This is a genomic window from Buchananella hordeovulneris, from assembly GCF_001907235.1.
In the GTDB taxonomy this organism is placed as follows: Bacteria; Actinomycetota; Actinomycetes; order Actinomycetales; family Actinomycetaceae; genus Buchananella; species Buchananella hordeovulneris.
Map to the genome: position 1 here is coordinate 152,803 of NZ_MQVS01000001.1, position 20,345 is coordinate 173,147.

Here is a 20,345-nt window from a genome sequence, read left to right on the forward strand (position 1 = left end):
TAAGTTGTAAGGAGGCAAATTTATGGATAAGGAAAGCAACCGTCCCGCCCAGCCGTTTGTGGGGGAAAGCGTCAGCGATTCTCGCCCGCCCAGCCCGGGTCCGGCACAGACGCCTCCGGTCGGTGCAGTCAGCCCACACTTCGTCTCCCCGTCCCCCCAGGGCGGCGACGCGTCGGCGGCACCTGCCCCGGCAGGCGGCCCGCCAAGTGCGGGCGGCGGCTATCCGCAGCTGCCGAGCGCCCCCCGTCTTTCCTACCCGGCCCCCAACGTCCCGGGCGGGCTGCCGTCGCACCCACCCGTCCGGCCCTATCCCGGTCCTGCTGTTCCTGCCCCCACGCCGCAGCAGCCGCACCGCGCGGGGCCGGGCTGGCTGGCCGTCACCGCCATTGCCGTGGCCTGCTCGTTGGCCGCCGCTTTCGGGACCGCCGCCGTTGCCGGGGTCTTTAACGAGGAACAGGCAGGCCCCACTCCGCAAACCGCCACCACCACCGCGCCCATCGGGCTGGCCGCCGGGGCGCCAGACTGGCAGCGGGTGGCGCAGGCCGTTGGCCCGAGTGTGGTGGCCATCGAGCTGCGGGTAGGCGACAGCGGTTCCTCGGGTTCGGGTGTCATCACCGACGCCGAGGGACACATCATCACGAACCATCACGTCATCGCTGGCGGTGACCAAGGCACTCTTGATGTCATCCTGTCCGATGGGCGCATCCTGCCCGCCGAGCTGGTGGGGTCCGATCCTTCCACCGACCTGGCCGTCATCAAGATCAAGAACCCGCCGGCAGACCTCACCGCGGCAGAGTTCGGCACGGTCGACACGCTGCGAGTCGGCCAGCCGGTGGCCGCCATCGGTAACCCGCTCGGACTGGCCGCCACCATGACCACCGGTATCATCTCGGCGCTCAACCGGCCGGTGACGACCGAACAGGAGGTGCCCGCGCAGAACACGGGTTACGCGGCAGACCGGTACTCGTTCACCAACGCCATTCAGGTTGACGCCTCAATCAACCCCGGTAACTCCGGCGGTCCGCTTTTCGACGCCAGTGGCAAGGTCATCGGCATCAACTCCTCCATCGCCACCATCGGCATGCGCGGCGAGGGTGGCTCAATCGGCCTGGGCTTTGCCATCCCGATTGACGTCGTCGTCCTCATCACGGAGCAGATCAAAATCACGGGCACCGCCGAGCACGCTTTCCTCGGGGTGGACATGACCGATGCCTCGGTCACCGTGGATGGGGCTGGCTATCTCGGGGTGGAGGTACGCAAAGTCACCAGCGGCTCGGCAGCTGAGAGCGCGGGGTTGCGGCCGGGGGACATCATTCTCGCCATCGATGACACGCCCACTCTCGGCATGACCTCCCTCATCGCGGAGATTCGTGGCTTGGGGATCGGCCAAGAGGTCGAAATCAAGTTCGTACGGGACGGCAAGATCCAGACCGCTAGCGCCACTTTGACGTCGCGTCCGCTCAACTAACCCACCCTGAGAGGAGGGCCGTAACATGGGAGGCCAACTTCGCCGCTGGGGCTTGGCGGTGAGCCTGCCAGTGGTGCTGCTGGTGAGCGCCTGTCAGGCGCACTTGACCGCCACGGTGTACGAAGACCAGACCTACACGCTGGCCGCCCAACTATCCGTGCCGCGCTTCAGCGAGGAGCTTTTGCCGCAAAGCATGGCCGATATTTGCCAGCAGATTGCCGCCCAGGTGGAGCAAGCGGGCGGGCCAGCTGTGGCGACCAGCCTGCCCGCAAGCAACGTGTGTGAGCTGTCTTCGCAGCGTGAAACTCTCCCGGAGTCGGCCAACTTCCAACGCGTGGATGACACTTTCGAGATGACCATGCCCGTGGAGTTGACGGGCATTGTGAGTCAGGCGCAGCGGGACTACGGCAGCCTCGGATTGGACATCACCGCTGTGTTGGTCTTTCCCGGCAAGGTGTTGCACTCTGACTACGGCGCCGTGGAAGGCAACACGGTGACGGTCAAGGGCGAGGACTCCCTGGCGCCGGGCGGCAAGATCGTTGCCGAGGCGATCGGTGACTCTGACACCTCCCAAGTGGTGGTGCCCGCGCCCTGGGACCCGTTGCCGTGGCTGGTGGCCGGGGGTGCGGCTCTCCTCGTGTTGTTACTACTTTTGCTCGCCTGGCGCCGCGCGCGGCGCGCCCGCCGGGCCCGGCACTTCCAGCAGACCTATTACTGGCAGTAGGCCAGTGCTGGGCCAGGTGCCGTGAGCTGGTCTTGGTTCCGCTCGGAAACAGTCGGTGGTGGAACAAGCTGTGATGCGCTAGCGGCATTGGAGTAGCTGTCTTACAAGTCACGGGAGGGGTGACGTGAGGTAGTCTTTATTTATGCTGGAGCCAGCGGCCAAGACGAGCCCTTGCCGCAAACTTGCTAATTGTTTCGGAAGGAAAACTGCCTCTGGTTCACGGCTCATGTCGGCACTGTTTACCAACATGAGGTAATTGCCGAGGTGGTATCGACACGGCTTGAAGTCGCGGAGAATGAGGGAAATTGACTCCAATAGATGTTCTTGTAGTTGGCGGCGTAGGAGTGGACCACATTGTCCGAGTGAAATCCCTACCCCTTCCTGTCGTGGATTCCATGATGGTTCCACCCATCTTGACCGTAGTGGGGCACACGGGTAACGGTGTAGCCCTTGGCGTCCACGCGCTTGGCCGTGTCTCCGCCGTAGCGGACGTGATCGGAGATGACAATGAAGGTCAGCTCATTCGCGAATTTTACTCAGCCACTGGGATCTCACCGACGTTTGTCTCGCACAGCAGCGGCACGCGACGCTCGGTGAATCTGGTGACTGAGGAGGGGCAGCGTATGTCTCTGTACGATCCACGACAGCCGTTCGATTTTGTTCCCGATTCGTCGCTGTGGCGCAAAGGTATCGAGGAATCGCGTCACGTGCACGTCTCAATCATGAATTGGGCGCGATACGCCTTGCGGGATGCAGTTGCCGCAGGCCTGTCAACGTCCACCGACCTGCACGACTGGGATGGCGTCGCCGACTATCACAGGGATTTTGCCTATGGTGCCGACTATGTCTTCGTGTCAGCCGCGGCGCTGACGGACGAGCCCAGAGTGGTCGCAGACGTCTTCACCCACGGTCGCGCCCAGTTCGTGGTGGTAATGGCCGGCAGCGAGGGGGCCCGTGTGTGGCAACGGTCGGACCAGTTGCCGTTGCGGATCAATCCGATTTCTATCCCTGACCGTCCGGTCGTGGATAGCAACGGGGCCGGCGATAGTTTTGTGGCGGCCTTTCTGTGCCATTACCTGGACCACGGCGATATCGCTAAGGCTGCCCGTGCGGGCGCGGTGGGTGGCGCCTGGGCTTGCGGAAGCCTCGGGACACACACAAGCTTTGTTGACACTGACACGCTGGAGCAACTTTTAGCCCGTTGACGGCGTGGTGACGCCGACTAGATTGAAGGAGCTGAGTTGCCTAGCTCAGCCCGAACAGGCTGCAGTTGCGTATGAACACAAGACAGACACAGAAGGTTCCTGTGCAGGTCTGGGCGGTCCCTGCGGAGGTTTGTTGCTGCAAATCGCAGACAACCGCCATGCCAACCTCGCCAGAGGCGGACTGGTCCGGATACGCCGCAGCCGGAGCCGACCGGTGAGCACGCATAGGACAGCAAGCACGCGGCGCCGGATATACAGCAGGCGGGGCCGACCTCTTGGTCGGCCCCGCCTGTTTGGCTAACCGCAGGGTGCTAGGCGCTGCCCGGCGCCCTGCGGAGCGGGATCAGGCCCGGCGCCGTCGGGCAATGAGCAGCGCACCTGCCGCCATCGTGCCCGCAGCCACCACGCCGAGGGTGATGGCGTCGGCCCCGGTCTTCGGCAGCTGGGGCTTGCCCGGCTTGCTCGGGATAGAGGGGGGCGGTGTCGGGGTGGGAGTCGGGGTCGGCTTCGGCTTCTCGACGTACTGGTTGGTGATCGTCGTAACCCCGTTGTCGCCCTCCTTGACCAGTACCTCCGCCTGGTCGCCGACGATGGTCAGCGTGTAGCCGTCGCGCTGTGCCGCAGCGGTGTCCTCGCTAATGACGCACTTGGTTCCGGTCGGCAGCGACTTGCCGAGCGGCACCGGGGTGCCGTCCCCGGGCACCTCCAGCGTGCCGGTCTCGTCACCGCAGGTGTAGGTGAAGCGGAACTTGTCCTTGGCGAACTTGTCCACGCCGCCCACGCGCTTGGCCACCTGGAAGGTACCGAGCTGGCGGGCGTAGGTGTTGGTGAACACCACGTCCTTGATCGTCTCGTTGACGATGCTCACCTCGGTGACATCGGCGGTGGTGGTGACGTTGTAACCCTCGCGGGCCGCCGTGTCAGCCTTCTCCTTCAGCGTGCAGGTGGTGCCGGCGGGCACCTGCGGGCCGCGCACGACGGTCTGTCCGTCGCCGGGCACCTCCAGGGTGCCGGTCAGTTCACCGCACACGTAGTCGATGGCGAAGCTGTCCTTGGCGAAAGCCTCGGCGTTGTCGCCCGCCACGGCCTTCTTGACCTGGAACGAGCCAAAGTGGCGCGTGTAGGTGTTGGTCACCGTCACCTCGGCGTTGCCGCCCTTGGTGATGGCGATGGGCTGCTCCAGCCCCGTGGTCACCAGCGAGGTGTGCTCCACCTGGGCGTCGGCTTCGGTGATGGTGCAGGCGGCCCCGGCGGGGACGGCCTCAACCTTGGCGGTGGCGTCGTGGGCCAACGGGCCGACGTTGCCTTCCTTGACGACGGTGTCGCCAACCTTGCAGACGTAGGTGAAGGAGAAGGTCTTGGCGTCGTCCACCACATTGTCCCCATCCACCACGACCTTCTTCACGGTGAACGCCCCGAGATCCTGGGTGTAGGTGTTGGTGGCAGTGACGTCGGAGTTGGTGTCAGCCTGGATCAGGACGGGGTCGGTCAGACCAGTCGTCTCCAAGGTGACGTTGGGAATGGTGGCGTCGGCTTCGGTGATGGTGCAGGCGGCCCCGGCGGGGACGGCCTCAACCTTGGCGGTGGCGTCGTGGGCCAACGGGCCGACGTTGCCTTCCTTGACGACGGTGTCGCCGACCTTGCAGACGTAGGTGAAGGAGAAGGTCTTGGTGTCGTCCACCACGTTGTCCCCATCCACCACGACCTTCTTCAAGGTGAAGGAGCCGACCGCCGGGGTGTAGGTGTTGGTGATTGTCGTGCTCTGCGGCGCGCCGCCCGCGATCTGCACCACGGTGTCACCGGTGACCTGCAGCACCATGTTGGGCAGGGAAGCATCCTGCTCGGTGATCTGACATGCGGCCCCTGCCGGGATGTCGGTCGGCGAGTCGGCGGTCTGGCCGTGCTGAATCGGCCCGAGCACCCCCTTCTTCACTTCCTTGCCCGCCAAGGTGCAGGTGTAGTCGAAGGTGAAGCCCTTGTCGTCGGGCACCCGGTTGGCGGCATCGACGACGGTCTTGCTCACCCGGAAACCGCCGGTCGGCAGCTTCTCGGCGGTGTTGGTCAGCTTCACCGCGGTCGATTGCTTGTTAGCAACCTCGAACGTGATCTCGCTCGGTTGGGCGGCATTGTCAACGCCCGCGATCTCGAACTTCGGGTTGCTCCACCGCACCCCGGCAGGCAGTGCCGGGTTGGTGCTGGTCAGATCCTCGCTCAGCGTGATTCGGGTGCCGACGGGGAACGTGCCGTTGAACTGGGCGGTCTTACCGGGCTGCACCTCCAGGATGGCGGGGTTGGCGGGCGCCTGCCACTGCGGGAAGTCGCTCGGCTGCTTGTTGTCGGGCAGCACCCAGGCCGCCTTGACGTTCAGCTTGGTGGCGGGGTCCAGCTGGTTGGCGCCGTTTCCAGCCAAAGCCTTGGAGACCTTGAAGGAACCGAAGCCGTCCTCCATCGTGATGGAGATCGTGAAGGAGTCGGTGTAAGAAGTTTCGTGCGACACCACCTTGTCGCCGCCGACGAACGTCACCGTGTTTTCGTAGGTGAAGCCGGGCTGCACCTTACCGTTGGCGGTGTCGGGCACGGTGCGGTAGCGCACGACGTAGTTGTGGTCAGCCGAGAACGGGCCCTTCACGGTGAAGCGCACACGCGAGTCGTTGTCCGAGGACTCCACATCAAGGGAGAAGTTGCCCCACTCGGTGTGAACCCCTTCGCTGCTCTTGTCGGCGCGCGCCAGGTCTGCCCAGTCCATGTTCGGGCTGTCAGAGCGCCCCGTCATGGTCAGGCGAATCAGGCTCGGGTCCATCTTTAGGCGGTGCCCAGCCCCGATCACGTCGTCTAGCACCAAGGTGGTGGGGATCTGGTTGCCGTAGAGCGGCGCCAGCTTTTCTCCCCCGAAGCCGATGCTCCAGGTGATCTCCTCGGACAATTCGCCGGGCGCGTCTCCCCACTTGTAGGGATCGACAGGGTTCCACGGCTTCTGCGGGACCTCGCCCACTGGGCCGTTACCGGGGTTCGGCACGGCCACGGCGTTGCCGTTGATCTTGAAGGTCGAGGTGTTGGTGGTGGTCGAGTGGGAGGCCCGCATGGTGGCGGTGCCTTCACCGCGAATGCTGGTCTTGCCGCGGATGCCTTCCCCGAGGGTGCACTTGAAGAGGCGTTCCTCGATCGTGCACTGCCCGACCTTGTTGCCCTCAAAGTTTAGGTCGCGGGTGAGGGGGAACTCCCGGTTGTAGAAGTGGCTCGGCAGCTCGATGGCGAATTCGTCGCCCGGCTGCGGATTGGCGTTGGTGGCGTCCCAGGTGAACTTCATCTTGAAGTGGTCGTGGACGTTGATGGTCTCGCCGGGGTGCTCCGAGCCGTCGTCGTGGCTCTTAACTAGCTCGGTGATGTTGACCTGGATGGCGGGGTTAATGGCCGCGGCGGCATCGGACTGGCCAAAGACGAATAACCCGACACCGCTCAGCGCTACCGCCAGCGTGGCAAAGAACACGCTGCTTGCCCGGGCTATCCGCGGGCGCGAGTACCTGTGCATTTTCTGGTTCCTTAGTGTGAGAAAGGTGAATGCTGTCAGGCTAACAGTGGTGTGCACACAAGAGGGGAAGTCAGCTGCTGTGGAGCTACGCCAATGCGGAGCGCGGGCCAGTATGATCCGCCCAAAATGCGGAAAATTGTTCACGATCGGCCGGGTGGTCGTGTGCGCGAGATCATCCCGGTAAACGTTTGCCCGGGCAAAATTTGTTTGCCCTTAATTTGCCGCAGCGGGCGGCGCAGCTATTAATGCGCCAGCCCGACGGCAGTCAGCATGGGGCGCATCTTGGCTTCTGTCTCCGCCAATTCGGCGGCTGGGTCCGACTCCGCCAGCACCCCACCGCCGGCGAAGAGGCGCAGGGAGCGACCGTCGGGAGACAACTGCCCGCAACGCAGGGCGATGCCCCACTCGCCATCCCCGTCGGCCCCCAACCAGCCCACCGGGGCGGCGTAGGCCTCGCGGTCCATCTTTTCCAGGCGGGCGATCTGTGCCAAAGCTGCCACCCGCGGGGTGCCGCCGACTGCCGCCGACGGATGCAGGGCCGCCGCCAGCTGCAGGCTGGAGGTGGGACTGCCAGCGGGCAGCACGCCGGTGACATCCGTGGCCAAGTGCATGACGTTGGCAAGCTGCAACACGAAAGGATGCTCGGGCACGTTGAGGGTCGCGCAGTGGGAAGCCAAAGCGTCCGCCACCGACTGCACGGCGTACTCGTGCTCGGCCAGGTTTTTCGACGAGCGGGCCAGGCTCCCCGCCCGAGCGGCATCGGCGTCGTCGTCTCCGGTGCGGTGGATCGTGCCGGCCAGCACTCGGCAAGTGACCAGCCCCTGATCCAGGCGCACCAGCATTTCCGGGGTGGCCCCTAGCAGGCCATCAATGGCGAACGTCCAACAGTTCGGGTAGGTGCGGGTCAGGGACCCTAGCGGGCTGCGCACATCCAGCGGGGCGGCAAAGTCGATGGCCAGGTCGCGAGCGAGTACCACTTTGGCCAGCTTGCCTGCCCGCAACAGTTCGATTGCCTCGCCAACCGCGGCCTGCCACTGGGGGCGGCGCAGTGCCCCGGGCCGGGTGCGCGGCGCGCTCGGCGTGGTCGGCGGCGTATGGGCGGCCCGCAACTGGGCCAGCACGGCGTCCGGCCGTGGGGAGTCCACCGGCGCCGAGTCGATGACGGTCAGCCAGGCCCGGCCCGCCCGGCGCCCCACCACCACCCGCGGGACGACCAGGCGCGAGCGGCGCTCAGACGTGGGAGCGAAAGCTACCGAGCCGCAGGCCAGCAGTCCGCTGCCGAAAAGCTGCACGGGATCGTCGTTGTGCGCCTGCGCGGCGACCGCCCGCCACCAGGCTGACAGCTCCGCGAAGCGGCCCGCGCCGTTGGCCTGGTGGTCGGCAACCCGTCCCACCCCGACAAAGCCGTCACCGTCCCGCAGCCAGGTCACCGTGGTGGGGGAGGGGCTGGCCAGCTCCAGGAGGTCGCAGGGCAGTGCCGGGTGGTCGGTGATATCGACCGTTGCGGCGTGCAAAACGGGCGCAGTATTCATCGGCTCCAGGGTAGCTGGGTGCCACTGGGGTTGCCTGCCTGCCACAATTGGGGCCATGAGAGCCTCCCTGGACAAGCAGCCCGCCGAAGTGGCGGGCATGTTCGATCGTGTCGCCAAACGCTACGACTTGACCAACGATGTGTTGTCCCTGGGGCAGGATCGCCTGTGGCGGCGGGCCACTCGCCGGGCGGTGGGGGCGCGCCCCGGCATGCGGGTGCTTGATCTGGGGGCGGGCACCGGGACGTCGGCGGCCCAGTTCGCGCGCGCCGGGGCCGACGTGGTGGCTTGCGACTTCTCGCCGGGCATGATCGCGCAGGGGCGGCGCCGTTACCCGCACCTGACCTTCGTGCAGGGCGACGCCACGGACCTGCCGTTCGCGGACGCCGAGTTCGATGCGGTGACCATCTCGTTCGCGCTGCGGAATGTGCAGGGCACTGAGCGGGCACTGCGGGAGATGCTGCGCGTGACCAAGCCGGGTGGGCATCTGGTGGTCTGCGAGTTTTCCACCCCGACGGGGCGCCCCACCCGCGGGGTCTACGAGCTGTACCTGCGGCAGTTGTTGCCGCGCCTGGCCCGCGTCTTTTCCTCCAACGTGGAGGCCTACGACTACCTGGCGGAGTCGATCCTGGCGTGGCCGAAGCAGCAGGAGCTGGCGCAGCTGCTGAGCGAGTCCGGCTGGCAGCGGGTGGGCTACCACAACCTGTCGGGCGGCATCGTGGCACTGCATCGCGGGTTTGCGCCCCGCTAGGCAAGTTGGTGGCCCCGGGGTAAAAGTGACGGAGCCAACACTGGCGGGAATACGTGCGGACTGGCGCGCGAAAATAGGGCAGGTGTGGGCGTTAATCCGGCAGCAGGGCCTTTCGTCCCAGATGGGCCTATCCCCGCAATCCTGCGGAAAACCTGAGGGTGGGGACGGGGTGGTTAGCGCCTTAACTCGCCCGGTATAGGGTGCCTTGCGCGACCCTCCCCGTCAGGGCAGAGGTCTGCAATGACCGCGATGTTTTGTGTAGGAGCCCCCTTGAGCAACCTCCCCCGTGCCCGGTGTGGGCACGTGCGAGACCCCCAGGTGGAGCGCCGCACTAGCCACCGGGAGAACTCATGAACCCTTACGTGCCGATTCTGCTGATGCTGGCGGTGGCCTTCCTCGTGGCCGTCGGCGGCTTGGCGGTGTCCACCATCATCGGAACCAAGCGCCGCAACAGCGTCAAGATCGCCAACTACGAATGCGGTATCGACCCGACTCCCAGTGCGGGTGAGCAGGCTCGTTTCCCGGTCAAGTACTACCTGGTGGCCATGACGTTCATCATCTTCGACATCGAAGTGGTCTTCCTCTACCCGTGGGCCGTGTCCTTCGGCACGCTCGGGCTGTATGGCCTCGTGGCCGCCCTCACCTTCATCGCCCTCATCACCGTGCCCTTCATATATGAATGGCGGCGCGGTGGGCTGGACTGGGACTGAAAGGCACACCTGATGCAACTAGGCATTGAAGAAAAGGCGCCGTCCGGCTTCCTGTTGACCAGCATTGAGAAGATTGCGGGGCTTGCCCGCGAGAGCTCGATCTGGCCCGTGACCATGGGGCTGGCCTGCTGCGCCATTGAGATGATGGCCACCGCCGCCCCCCGCTTCGACATCGCCCGCATTGGCTCGGAGGTCTTCCGGGCCTCCCCGCGGCACGCCGACCTCATGATCGTGGCCGGGCGGGTGTCGCACAAGATGGCCCCCGTCGTGCGCAACATTTACGACTCCATGCCCGAGCCCAAGTGGGTTATCGCCATGGGGGCCTGCGCGTCGTCCGGGGGCATGTTCAATAACTACGCGCTGGTGCAGGGCGTGGACCACGTGGTGCCCGTGGACATTTACCTGCCTGGTTGCCCGCCGCGCCCCGAAATGCTGCTGCACGCCATCTTCGAGCTGAAGAACCAGTGCATCAAGGGCGCCCCGCTGGGCGCTAACCGGGTCAAGGCCGCCAAGGCCGCCGAAGCCGCCGCCCTGGCGGCGGTGCCCACGCATGAAATGAAAGGCCTCCTGGCATGAGTGATCTCGTTCCGGCTGAGCCGTCGGCCGACGCACTGGCCCCCGCGGCGCCGCCGCACGGGCGGCCCGCTCCCGACGTTATCGACACCCGGCACGGGCTCTTCGGGGCCCACACCAGCGGTGACACCTCCGGCATGGGAGGGCTGGTGCGCACGGTGGTGCTGCCCGGTGCCTCGCCGCGCCCGTACGGGGACTGGTTCGACGAAGCCGTGGAGATCCTGGAGGAGGTGCTGACCGAGCGCGGCTACCAGGTGGCCGACGTCATCGAGCGGGTCGTGGTGGACCGCGGCGAGCTGACGATCTTTATCGCCCGCGCCCACATCCTGGAGGTCTGCCGCATCCTGCGGGACGACCAAGACCTTCGTTTCGAGCTGTGCGTCGGCGTCAATGGGGTGCACTACCCGGGCGATGCTGGGCGGGAGCTGCACGCCTGCTATCAGCTCAACTCGTTGACCCACAACCGTACCCTGCGGTTGGAGGTGACCTGCCCGGATAGTGATCCCACCATTCCGTCGGTGGTCGCGGTCTATCCCGGTAACGATTGGCACGAGCGCGAGACGTGGGATCTGCTGGGCATCATCTTCACTGGCCACCCGGCTTTGACCCGGACGGCCATGCCCGACGACTGGGTGGGGCACCCGCAGCGCAAGGACTACCCGCTGGGGGGCATCCCCGTGGAATACAAGGGTGCCACCGTGCCCCCGCCGGACACGCGGAGGAACTACTCCTGATGAGCAACGACAACATGGACCGCGCCGAACGGGTCTTTGCCACTGGCCCAGCCGCCGAACCCGAGACCGTGGTGCCCGAGTTCACCGCCCACGGCGGGGACTGGGACGAGATCACCAGCCAGGTGGAGGAACTGGCCAACGAACGCATCGTGGTCAACATGGGACCCGTGCACCCCTCCACCCACGGGGTGTTGCGCCTCATCCTCGACATAGAGGGCGAGACGGTGCGCGAGGTGCGCGTGGGCACCGGCTACCTGCACACCGGGATCGAAAAGAACATGGAGTTTCGGACCTTCACCCAGGGGGTGACGTTCGCGACCCGCATGGACTACGTGGCGCCCATCTTCCAGGAGGTGGCTTACTGCCTGGCGGTGGAAAAACTCCTTGGCATTGAGGGAGACATCCCGGAACGCGCCAGCCTCGTGCGGGTGCTGATGATGGAACTCAACCGGGTGGCCTCCCACCTGGTGGCCCTCGGGACCTCCTCCAACGAGCTCGGGGCGACCACGATGATGACCATCGCGTTCCGGGCCCGGGAGGAGATCCTGCGGATCTTCGAGCGAGTGACTGGTTTGCGCATGAACCACGCCTACATTCGGCCCGGGGGCCTGGCGCAGGACCTACCGGAGGGCACCACCGATTACATCCGCTCGCTGCTGCCGAACATTCGCCGCGACCTGGGCGAGATGCGCGACATCGTGCTGGCCAACCCGATCTATAAGCTGCGGCACGTCGACGTGGGCACGATCGATCTGAGTGCCGCCCTGGCCTTGGGGCTGACTGGCCCGTGCCTGCGGGCGGCGGGGCTGCCCTATGACGTGCGCAAGACCCAGCCGTATTGCGGCTACGAAACCTTCGATTTCGACGTGCCGGTCTACCACAAGTCGGACGGCTACAACCGGGCCCGCATCCGGTTCGACGAGTGCTACGAGTCGTTCAAGATCATCGACCAGTGCCTGGCCCGCCTGGACGCCACCCCGGGCCCGGTCATGGTGGCGGACAAGAAGATCGCCTGGCCCGCGCAGTTGTCGCTGGGTGCCGACGGGCAGGGGAACTCGCTGGAGCACATCCGCGAGATCATGGGCACGTCCATGGAGGCCCTCATTCACCACTTCAAGCTGGTTACCGAGGGCTTCCGGGTGCCGGCCGGGCAGGTTTTCACGCAGGTGGAGCACGCCAAGGGACTAATGGGGGTGCACTTGGTTTCCGACGGTGGTACCCGCCCCTACCGGGTGCACTTCCGGGAGCCCTCGTTCTCCAACTTGCAGTCGATGGCGATGATGGCTGAGGGCGGGCAGCTCGCGGACGTCGTCGTCACCTTGGCCTCTATCGACCCCGTGCTGGGAGGGGTGGACCGCTAATGAGTCAATCGTGGAGTGCCGATGTCGAGGCACAGTTCCGGGCCGATGCGGCCGAGATCATCGCGCGTTACCCCGCCGGGTACGAGCGCAGTGCGTTGCTACCGATGCTGCACTTGGTGCAGTCCGTCGACTCCTACGTCTCCCCCGCCGGCATCACGTTGGTGGCCGAGATCCTGGGCCTGACCCGGGCCGAGGTTTCCGCGGTGGCGACGTTCTACACGCAGTACCGCCGCCACCCGAGCGGGGAGTATCACGTCGGGGTGTGCACGAACTCGCTGTGCGCCGTCCTGGGTGGGGACGCCATTTGGGAGGCGGTCTCTGCCCACCTGGACCTGGGGCACGACGAGACCAGCGCCGATCGCAAACTCAGCCTGGAGCGCCTGGAGTGCAACGCGGCCTGCGACTACGCCCCCGTGGTCATGGTCAACTGGGAGTTCTTCGACAACCAGAGTGTCGACAGCGCCCTACAGCTGGTCGACGATTTGGCGGCGGGCAAGGAGGTGGCCCCCACGCGGGGGCCGGACAAGCTGCCGACGTTCCGCGAAGTTTCCCGCACGTTGGCCGGTTTTGAAGACGGCTTGGCGGGCCAAGGGCCGGGGGCGGGCGAGGCCAGCCTGCGCGGCCTGGAGATCGCCCGAGCCCAGGGCTGGAGTGCCCCGCAGCCTATCGAGGAGGAGCAGTGAGCGAGCAATTTACTGCCCCCGGGACCCTGGCCCCGGTGCTCAGCGACATGTGGGATCAGCCCGAGTCGTGGACGCTGGCTGCCTACCGGGAGCGGGGCGGCTACACCGGCCTGGAGAAGGCCTGGGAGTTGGAGCCGGCCCAGATCACGGAACTGGTCAAGGCCTCCGGCCTGCGCGGCCGTGGAGGGGCGGGCTTCCCCACGGGGCTGAAATGGTCGTTCCTGCCGCCTGCCGACGGTGGTCCCCGCTACCTGGTAGTCAACGCGGACGAGTCCGAGCCCGGCACCTGCAAGGACATTCCCACCCTGCTGGCCAATCCGCACGCCCTCATCGAGGGGGTGGCCATCACCTCGCGCGCCATCGGCTGCGAGCACGCCTTTATCTACCTGCGGGGCGAGGTGGTGCACGTCTACCGGCGGCTGCTGGCCGCCGCCCGCGAGGCGCGTGAAGCAGGCTGGCTGCGCACCGGGCGTGACGGCGGGGAGCTGAAACTGACGGTGCACGCCGGGGCCGGGGCCTACATCTGTGGGGAGGAAACCGCGCTGCTGGACTCGCTGGAGGGCCGCCGCGGGCACCCGCGCCTGAAGCCCCCCTTCCCAGCGGTGGCGGGGCTGTACGCACGCCCCACCGTCGTCAACAACGTGGAATCGGTGGCCTCCGTCCCGGGCATCCTGCGCCACGGGGTGGAGTGGTTTACCGCGATGGGCTCGGAGAAGTCCCCCGGCCACGGCCTGTTCTCGGTGTCGGGGCACGTGGCCCGACCGGGCCAGTTCGAGGCCCCGTTCGGCATCACCATGCGGGAGCTCATCGAGATGGCGGGCGGTATCCGCCCCGGCCACCAGCTGAAGTTTTGGACGCCGGGTGGGTCATCCACCCCGATCTTCACGGAGGCCGAGCTGGACATCCCGCTGGACTACGAGGCCGTGGGGGCGGCCGGGTCGATGCTGGCCACCCGGGCGTTGCAGGTGTTCGACGAGACGACCTCGGTGGTGCGGGTCATCTCCCGGTGGACGGACTTTTATGCGCACGAGTCGTGCGGCAAGTGCACCCCGTGCCGGGAGGGCACCTACTGGATGCGGGCCATCATGCACCGCTTGGAGGAAGGCAAGGGGCATCCCGGGGATGTCGACTTGCTGCTAGACATCTCCGGCAACATCCTCGGCCGCTCGTTCTGCGCGCTCGGGGACGCGGCCGCCACCCCCATCCAGAGCGGTATCAAGCGATTCCGCGCCGAGTTTGAGCAGGGCCTGACCACGCCCGCCCGCGAGCTCTTCCCCTACGAGGCCTCCGCGTTGGGAGCTGTGTGAGATGACCGAGATGGTAAAGATCAAGATCGACGGCACCGAGGTCGAGGTCGAAAAAGGCACCCTCATTATTCGGGCCGCCGAGCAGGTGGGCATCCACATTCCGCGCTTCTGCGACCACCCCTTGCTGAAGCCGGTCGGAGCCTGCCGCCAGTGCCTGGTGGACGTGGCGATGCCGGACCGCGAAGGCGTCGTCCGCCCCATGCCGAAGCCGCAGGCCTCCTGCACCATGACGGTGGCCCCCGGGATGGAGGTGGCCACGCAGCTGACGTCGGCTACCGCCCAGCGGGCCCAAGAGGGGGTCATGGAGTTCCTCCTCATCAACCACCCGCTGGACTGCCCGGTGTGCGACAAGGGCGGGGAATGCCCCCTGCAGAACCAGGCGCTCAGCAACGGGCGGGCCACCTCCCGTTTCCAGGACGCCAAACGCACCTACCCCAAGCCGCTGGCCGTCTCCACCCAGATCCTGCTGGATCGCGACCGCTGCATCCTGTGCCAGCGGTGCGTGCGTTTCTCTAAGGAGATCGCGGGCGACGCCTTCATCGACCTGCAGGGGCGGGGCGCCAAGGAGCAGATCGGTGGTTTCGACGCGGCCGTGCTCGGGTTCGCCGACGCGGGGGCGCCCACGCTGGACCAATACGCAGGCCCGGGCGGCCAGGCGGGCCTAGTGGGTGGCATGCACCCGGGGCCCGTCGGCGCGGCCGAGCTCGACGAGTCGGGCCGCCCGTTCGCCTCCTACTTCTCCGGCAACACGGTGCAGATCTGCCCCGTCGGCGCGCTGACCAGCGCGGCCTACCGGTTCCGTTCCCGGCCCTTTGACCTGCTGAGCCTGGACTCGATCACCGAGCACGACGCCTCCGGGGCGGCCATTCGGGTGGACGTGCGGCGCGGCACGGTGCTACGCCGACTGGCGGGCGAGGACGCCGAGGTGAACGAAGAGTGGATTACTGACAAGGACCGTTTCGCGTTCACCTGGCAGAGCCTGCCCGACCGGCTCGACACCCCGCTGGTGCGAGACGAAAACGGTGCGCTCGTGCCCACCTCCTGGGCCGATGCCCTGGACGTGGCCGCTCAGCTCCTCGCCGAGGCGCGCGGGTCCACCGGCTTCCTGCCGGGGGGGCGCCTGCCCCTGGAAGACGCCTACGCCTGGTCGCGGTTTGCCCGCATGGTGGCCGCCACCAACGACATCGACGCCCGGGTGCGCTCCGCTAGCGACGAGGAGCTCAGCTTCCTGGCGGCACACGTCGCCGGGCGGCGGGGCGTGACCTACACCGAGCTGGAGCGGGCCGGACAAGTGCTGCTGGTCGGCTTCGAACCGGAAGACGAGTGCGGCACCGTGTTCTTGCGACTGCGCAAGGGGGTGCTGGCGGGCACCGCGCGGGTTGCCACCCTGGCGCCGCTGACCACCGCGGGCAGCAGCAAGCTGCGTGCCACCCGCCTGGCCGCCGCGCCCGGCGCCGAGCCGGAAGTGGTGGCGGGCATTGCAGCCGACGGCCCCCAGGCGCAGCTGGCGGCAGACCTGGCGGGCGGCGTGATCGTCGTCGGCGAACGGGCCGCCGCCGTGCCGGGCCTACTCAGCGCCGTCGTGGCCCTAGCCGAACGCACCGGTGCCCGCCTGGCGTGGATCCCCCGCCGGGTGGGGGAGCGGGCCGCCGTTGAGGTCGGCGCGCTGCCGGGCCTGCTGCCCGGCGGTCGCCCGCTGGCTGCCCCCGCCGCGCGGCGCGAACTGGAAGCCCACTGGGGCGGCTCCTTGCCGACCACCCCCGGCCGGGACGCCGCGGCCATGTGGGCGGCGGCCGCCGCCGGGGAACTGACCGCCCTGGTGATCGGGGGCGTCGATGTGCGCGACTGCCCCGACGTGGCCACCGCCCGCCGGGCCCTGGCCACCGCCCGCATCATCAGCTTGGAGGTGCGGCCGAGCGAGGTCACCGAGTACGCCGAAGTGGTGTTGCCGGTCGCGCCGCCGGTCGAGAAGGGCGGCACCTACCTCAACTGGGAGGGCCGCCGCCGCCCGTTCGGGCAGGTGCTTACCTCCCGCGCCCTACCCGACCGCGAGGTGCTCCACCGCTTGGCGGCCGAATGCGGCGTCGATCTGGGACTAGGCAGCTTGGCGGCCGCGGTTGCTGACCTGGAGGCCCTGGCTCCCTGGTCTGCCCCAGTCGAGTTCACCGCCCGCGCCGCCGGCCCGCTGTCCGTGCCCGCCGCCGGGCAGGCGCTGCTCGCCACCCACAAGCCCCTGCTGGACAAGGGCCGCTGCCAGGACGGTGAACCGTACCTGGCGGGCACGGCCCGCCGCAGTGTCGCCCTCCTGGGGGCCGCCACCGCCGCCGAACTCGGTGTCGAGGCGGGGCAGGAGCTGCAGGTGTCGGGCCCCGCAGGCACCATCACTTTGCCGCTTGCTTTGGCCGACCTGCCCGCCCGCGTCGTGTGGCTCCCGCAGTGTTCGGCAGGCAGCGATGTCCACGGCACTCTCGGCGTTAGCGCCGGGGCGGTCGTCCAGCTCAGCGCGAAGGCGAACCGATGAACACAACGATGAACCACTTTGCCCCAATCATTCCGGCTGGCACGATACCGGCCGACCCGTGGTGGGTGTCGCTCATTAAGGCGGTATTCATCTTGGTGTTCCTGATCCTGTCCGTGTTGATCGCCCTGTGGGTCGAGCGACGCGGGCTGGGACGGATGCAGACCCGGCGCGGGCCGAACGCGCACGGCCCCTTCGGCCTGCTGCAAGCCATCGCCGACGCCGGCAAGCTCATCTTGAAGGAAGACTTCTGGCTCGGGGGGGCCGACAAATTCATTTACGTGCTGGCCCCCACCATCGCGGCGCTGTCAGCGTTTACCGTCTTTTCCGTCATTCCCTTCGGGCCGAATGTCGAGATCTTCGGGCACACCACCGCGCTGCAGCTCACCGATAGTCCCATCGCGGTCCTCTTGATCCTGGCGATCACCGCCTTCGGGGTGTACGGCATCGTCTTGGGGGGCTGGTCCTCCCACTCGACCTACCCGCTGCTGGGTGCCGTGCGTTCCTCCGCCCAGGTCATCTCGTACGAGCTGTCCATGGGGCTGTCGCTGGTGTCGGTCTTCTTGGTGTCCCGCTCGATGTCCACCTCGGCCATCGTCGACGCCCAAACCGACATCTGGTGGTTCATTCCCCTGTTCCCGGCGTTCGTCATCTACGTCATCTCCATGATCGGCGAAGTTAACCGCCTGCCCTTCGACCTGCCCGAGGCCGAAGGGGAGCTGGTGGCCGGCCACATGGTGGAGTACTCCTCCATGAAGTTCGCCTGGTTCTTCCTGGCCGAATACATCAACATGCTGAACGTCTCGGCCGTGGCCACCACCCTGTTCTTTGGGGGCTGGCGGGCCCCCTGGCCGCTGTCGTGGATCGGCGACGGGATGTTGAACACCGGCTGGTGGCCGATGCTGTGGTTCATCGCCAAGATCTGGCTGTTCATGTTCCTCATGGTGTGGGTGCGCGGGACCCTGCTGCGCTTCCGCTACGACCAGTTCATGGCCCTCGGGTGGAAGGTGCTCATCCCCGGTTCGCTGGCCTGGCTCGTGGGGCTGGCCATCATGCAGGGGCTGCGCGAGTTCACCACCCTGACCAGCACCCAGGTGACCGTCGGGATCCTGGCCGTGGCCCTGGTGGCCCTCGTCATCATCTTCTTCCTGCCCGCCGCCTCCCCCGACGAAGAGGCGGCCAGGCTGGATGGACCGCAACCGCCGACCGGGCAGATCGACCCGTTCGCGGGCGGTTACCCGGTGCCGCCGCTGCCCGGCCAGAGCCTGCCGCCGTCGCCCCGGGCCGCCGCCCGCGCGGCGCGCGCCGCCCACACCATTACCGCCAGCGCGAAGGAGGCCACCGATGAGTGACCACACGCCTGCCCAGCGTCCCCAGGTCGATTTCGAACCGACGATCTCCTACGAACCGGATCCCAAGGGTCCACTCGGGCAACTGCTGGCACCGGTCAAGGGCTTCGGCATCACCCTGTCCTCCATGTTCCGCAAGCCGGTCACTGAGCAGTACCCGTTTGAAAAGCCCCCCACGCAGCCGCGTTACCACGGGCGGCACCAGCTCAACCGGTACCCCGATGGGCTAGAAAAGTGCATCGGCTGCGAGCTGTGCGCGTGGGCTTGCCCAGCCGACGCCATCCTGGTGGAGGCCGCCCCGAACACCCCCGACGCCCAGTATTCGCCCGGCGAGCGCTACGGGCGCGTGTACCAGATCAACTACCTACGGTGCATCTTCTGCGGACTGTGCATCGAGGCCTGCCCGACCCGCGCCCTGACGATGTCCAACGACTACGAGTTGGCAGACACCACGCGGGAAGACATGATCTACGAGAAGGCCGACATCCTCGCGCCGCTCGCTGAGGGAATGCTGCCCGCCCCCCACCCGATGGTGCCCGGCACCACGGACGCCGACTACTACCGCGGCAACATCACCGGCGTGCACCCCGCGCAGCGCGAGTGGGTGGAGGCCCGGCGTGCCGAAGCGAAGGAGGTGCAGCAGTGAACCTGCTGACCCACCCGATGTCCCTGACCGTCGACGGCACCCTGTCCGGCGGTGAGACGGTCCTGTTCGCCGTCGCCGCGCCCCTCATCGTCATTGCCGCCCTTGGGGTGCTGCTGGCCAAGAAGCCCGTGCACGCCGCCGTGGCCATGATCTTCGTGATGGTGCCCCTGGCGTTCCTCTACATAGCGCAAGAGGCCCCATTCGTGGGGGCCGTGCAGGTGGTGGTCTACACCGGTGCGGTGATGATGCTCTTCCTGTTCGTCATCATGCTCGTCGGTGTCGGCCAGACCGAGACCTGGCGGGAGCGCCTCCGCTTCCAGCTCCCCCTGACCGTGCTCGCCGCCCTTGGCACCCTCGGGCTGTTGCTGGCCTTCATCGTGCGGGCCACCAAGGACCTCAAACCGATCGGGCTGACCGAGGCGAATGCCGACACCAACCCGGTGGCGCTGGCGCACGTGCTGTTTGGCAACCACGTGGCCGCCATGGAGCTGACCGGCACCCTACTCATCGTGGCTGCCGTCGGTGCCATGACCCTGACCCACAAGCACCGCCACGGTCCCAAACAGGACCTGGCGGCCACCGCCGCCGCCAAGATGCGCGCCTATCAGGAGCGGGGCGTCCACCTGGGGCAAAAACCCGCCCCCGGTGTCTACGCCCGCACCAATGCCGCCACCGCCCCGGCCCTGGCCGGCACCGGCGAGGTGGTGGAAGAATCCGTCCCCCAGGTGTTGCGCGTGCGCGGGCAAGGCCAGGCGCTGGCCGAGGTTGCGCCCGACGTCGTCGCCGCGCTGGCGGCAGGCCAGCCGCTGCACGGCCCCGCCGCCAACCAGCGGGTTGGACAGTCCGGTGCCCTGGGGATGCCGGGCACCAGCCCCGCCCCCGCCCTCCCCCTGGACGCGTTGCCGCCCGCCTCCCCGCAGGCAACCGCCCCGGCCGAGCAGGAAGAGCACTGATATGCCCGTAAGCGTCTACCTAATCCTGGCGATGGTGCTTTTCATCATCGGCGCTGCCACCGTGCTCACCCGCCGCTCGGCCGTCATCTCCCTGATGGGGGTGGAGTTGATGCTCAACTCCGCGAATCTCACCTTGATCACATTCGCGCGCATACACGGCAACCTGGAGGGCCAGGTCATGGCCTTCTTCGTCATGGTGGTCGCCGCCGCCGAAGTGGTGGTGGGCCTAGCCATCATCGTGTCCATCTTCCGCAACGCCCGCAGCGCATCGGTCGACGATGTCACGCTGCTGAAGAACTGAGGGA

17 protein-coding genes are annotated in these 20,345 nt (G+C 67.1%); 15 read left to right on the top strand and 2 right to left on the bottom strand.

Annotation, left to right across the window (positions count from 1 at the left end; genetic code table 11):
• Positions 1 to 22 precede the first annotated feature (22 nt).
• The 3 genes from BSZ40_RS00660 (at position 23) to BSZ40_RS00670 (ending at position 3,397) form a co-directional block, all read left to right on the top strand.
• Entirely contained in the window at positions 23 to 1,468 is a 1,446-nt protein-coding gene (locus BSZ40_RS00660) for a S1C family serine protease (RefSeq protein ID WP_073822233.1), read from the top strand.
• 25 nt (positions 1,469 to 1,493) lie between these two features.
• Complete coding sequence (locus BSZ40_RS00665; protein ID WP_073822234.1) at positions 1,494 to 2,192, top strand: LppM family (lipo)protein; 699 nt, start codon at positions 1,494 to 1,496, stop codon at positions 2,190 to 2,192.
• Between the two features lie 398 nt (positions 2,193 to 2,590).
• Entirely contained in the window at positions 2,591 to 3,397 is an 807-nt protein-coding gene (locus BSZ40_RS00670) for a carbohydrate kinase family protein (RefSeq protein WP_245793755.1), read from the top strand.
• A gap of 343 nt (positions 3,398 to 3,740) precedes the next feature.
• Here BSZ40_RS00670 and BSZ40_RS00675 read toward each other — a convergent pair whose 3' ends face one another.
• Positions 3,741 to 6,926: a DUF5979 domain-containing protein gene (locus BSZ40_RS00675; protein WP_073822238.1), complete on the bottom strand. Its 3,186-nt coding sequence runs from the start codon at positions 6,924 to 6,926 to the stop codon at positions 3,741 to 3,743.
• Between the two features lie 242 nt (positions 6,927 to 7,168).
• Positions 7,169 to 8,458 carry an isochorismate synthase gene (locus BSZ40_RS00680; protein ID WP_073822716.1) on the bottom strand — a complete coding sequence of 430 codons (1,290 nt, stop codon included), beginning with the start codon at positions 8,456 to 8,458 and terminating at the stop codon, positions 7,169 to 7,171.
• A 55-nt stretch (positions 8,459 to 8,513) separates the two neighbouring features.
• On the opposite strand from BSZ40_RS00680, the gene BSZ40_RS00685 reads away from it, so the two are divergent.
• The 12 genes from BSZ40_RS00685 (at position 8,514) to nuoK (ending at position 20,341) form a co-directional block, all read left to right on the top strand.
• On the top strand, positions 8,514 to 9,206 hold the full coding sequence (locus tag BSZ40_RS00685; RefSeq protein WP_073822240.1) for a demethylmenaquinone methyltransferase: 693 nt from the start codon (positions 8,514 to 8,516) through the stop codon (positions 9,204 to 9,206).
• Between the two features lie 350 nt (positions 9,207 to 9,556).
• On the top strand, positions 9,557 to 9,916 hold the full coding sequence (locus tag BSZ40_RS00690) for an NADH-quinone oxidoreductase subunit A (protein ID WP_073822241.1): 360 nt from the start codon (positions 9,557 to 9,559) through the stop codon (positions 9,914 to 9,916).
• A gap of 12 nt (positions 9,917 to 9,928) precedes the next feature.
• Positions 9,929 to 10,492, top strand: a complete 564-nt coding sequence (locus BSZ40_RS00695; protein WP_073822242.1) for an NADH-quinone oxidoreductase subunit B — start codon at positions 9,929 to 9,931, stop codon at positions 10,490 to 10,492.
• On the top strand, positions 10,489 to 11,223 hold the full coding sequence (locus tag BSZ40_RS00700) for an NADH-quinone oxidoreductase subunit C (RefSeq protein WP_073822243.1): 735 nt from the start codon (positions 10,489 to 10,491) through the stop codon (positions 11,221 to 11,223). Before BSZ40_RS00695 ends, BSZ40_RS00700 begins: the two co-directional genes overlap by 4 nt.
• 14 nt (positions 11,224 to 11,237) lie before the next feature.
• Positions 11,238 to 12,584: an NADH-quinone oxidoreductase subunit D gene (locus BSZ40_RS00705; RefSeq protein WP_073822718.1), complete on the top strand. Its 1,347-nt coding sequence runs from the start codon at positions 11,238 to 11,240 to the stop codon at positions 12,582 to 12,584.
• Complete coding sequence (nuoE, locus tag BSZ40_RS00710; protein ID WP_073822244.1) at positions 12,584 to 13,267, top strand: NADH-quinone oxidoreductase subunit NuoE; 684 nt, start codon at positions 12,584 to 12,586, stop codon at positions 13,265 to 13,267. Before BSZ40_RS00705 ends, nuoE begins: the two co-directional genes overlap by 1 nt.
• A 47-nt stretch (positions 13,268 to 13,314) precedes the next feature.
• Entirely contained in the window at positions 13,315 to 14,574 is a 1,260-nt protein-coding gene (nuoF, locus tag BSZ40_RS00715; protein WP_124852388.1) for an NADH-quinone oxidoreductase subunit NuoF, read from the top strand.
• Position 14,575: 1 nt separating this feature from the next.
• Positions 14,576 to 17,095 carry an NADH-quinone oxidoreductase subunit G gene (locus BSZ40_RS00720; RefSeq protein WP_073822248.1) on the top strand — a complete coding sequence of 840 codons (2,520 nt, stop codon included), beginning with the start codon at positions 14,576 to 14,578 and terminating at the stop codon, positions 17,093 to 17,095.
• Positions 17,096 to 17,103: 8 nt separating this feature from the next.
• Entirely contained in the window at positions 17,104 to 18,444 is a 1,341-nt protein-coding gene (gene nuoH / locus BSZ40_RS00725; RefSeq protein ID WP_073822720.1) for an NADH-quinone oxidoreductase subunit NuoH, read from the top strand.
• Positions 18,437 to 19,087: an NADH-quinone oxidoreductase subunit NuoI gene (gene nuoI / locus BSZ40_RS00730; RefSeq protein ID WP_073822250.1), complete on the top strand. Its 651-nt coding sequence runs from the start codon at positions 18,437 to 18,439 to the stop codon at positions 19,085 to 19,087. The genes nuoH and nuoI overlap by 8 nt, the downstream gene beginning before the upstream one ends.
• On the top strand, positions 19,084 to 20,040 hold the full coding sequence (locus tag BSZ40_RS00735) for an NADH-quinone oxidoreductase subunit J (RefSeq protein WP_084542513.1): 957 nt from the start codon (positions 19,084 to 19,086) through the stop codon (positions 20,038 to 20,040). Before nuoI ends, BSZ40_RS00735 begins: the two co-directional genes overlap by 4 nt.
• Position 20,041: 1 nt before the next feature.
• Positions 20,042 to 20,341 (top strand): NADH-quinone oxidoreductase subunit NuoK, encoded by a 300-nt coding sequence (nuoK, locus tag BSZ40_RS00740; protein WP_073822252.1) that lies wholly within the window; start codon positions 20,042 to 20,044, stop codon positions 20,339 to 20,341.
• Positions 20,342 to 20,345: the final 4 nt, after the last annotated feature.